Below are 1,242 nucleotides of genomic sequence, written 5' to 3' on the forward strand. Positions count from 1 at the left end.
CTACCAACTGAACGGAGCGAAACCTCATAACATAAATTCCTTTAACAGTGAGCGGCACCTGCGCCACCCCACGATCGTCTGCGTGAGAGTTTGAGTATCAGGCCAGAGAAAAGTGCCGTACAAGAGGGCAAGATTATCGTTGATTCTCACGGTGAGGGGAAGTGTGTTGCCTGAGGCGTTGGCGACACGGCAGGCTCGCCCGCCAGTGTGTATGCAGCCTTGTTACAGCGGCAAGGCAGACTCAACCTCATGCTGGAAAACATAAGGATCGGACAACAGGCCAAACTGTTCATCGTCAGGATAGGTGACGGCGACATGATAGTCTTCGCCCGCAAACGCTTTTACTGCCTCAATATCCTGCCAATAGGTGGCGAGAAAGAAATGCTCCCAATCGCCTTGCGTAACCCTTTTTACCGCGGCCCCCAGATTGCCCGGTATGCGTTGGGAATGTTGAATGCCTGTGACATCAAGGTGTGCGGCAAATCCCGCTGCATGCACAACGGGAACGCATCCGTGCCAAGTTCTTACGATCATTTCTCTGCTCCAGCAAACGTGATGCAGATAACGTAACCGAAGCGACGCACCACAGAAAGGAATAATTGCCTGCACATCGGCCATCGAGACATGACTTTCGAAGGAAGGCCTGAACGGCCTTCCCTCTGGTTGATGGCGTTATCCCGCCGTCGCCGAGCGAAACACCGTGAGGTCATGGTGATGCGGGAACAAATCGTCCAGCTCACGCTGGTGGGTAATGGCGATCACGGTACAACCCGGCAGTGTCTGTTTGAGTTCACTCAGCAACGCACGCGCCGCAGCGTGATCGAGACTGCTGGTAGCCTCATCCAGATAGAGCGTATCTGGTTTAGCGATCAACGCACGCGCGAAGGCCAGACGCTGCTGTTCGCCACCGGAAAAGATGCGATCCCAGTTATGCCGTTCGGTCAAACGATCGCACCACTCACCGAGGCCAACCTGCTCCAGGGTGTGCTGCATTATGCTGATATCCTTAAGCGGTGGGTGCGGGTAACACAGCACCTCCGCCAGCGTCCCCTGGCCCAGATAGCTCTTCTGAGGCAACAGCAGCGAGCGGCCCGCCTGAGCTTGCCACTGCCCTTGATAGTAGGGCCACAGCCCGTTCAAGGTACGCAGCAGCGTCGATTTTCCCAATCCACTGGGCCCGGAAAGTTTGCTCCAGCTTCCCGGCGCACAGTGCAGCGCCACATCGTTTAATAGCGGAGTACC

The 1,242-nt window shown here is 56.0% G+C and carries 2 protein-coding genes; both read right to left on the reverse strand.

All coding sequences use genetic code 11. The features are described 5' to 3' along the window. Nucleotides 1-222: 222 nt before the first annotated feature. On the reverse strand, nt 223-534 hold the full coding sequence (locus J5224_RS28610; RefSeq protein WP_264628484.1) for a hypothetical protein: 312 nt from the start codon (nt 532-534) through the stop codon (nt 223-225). A gap of 138 nt (nt 535-672) precedes the next feature. Next, the coding region (locus tag J5224_RS28615; RefSeq protein WP_264628485.1) for an ATP-binding cassette domain-containing protein at nt 673-1,242 on the reverse strand (570 nt) is incomplete at its 5' end.

This window comes from Candidatus Symbiopectobacterium sp. NZEC135 (assembly GCF_025962695.1).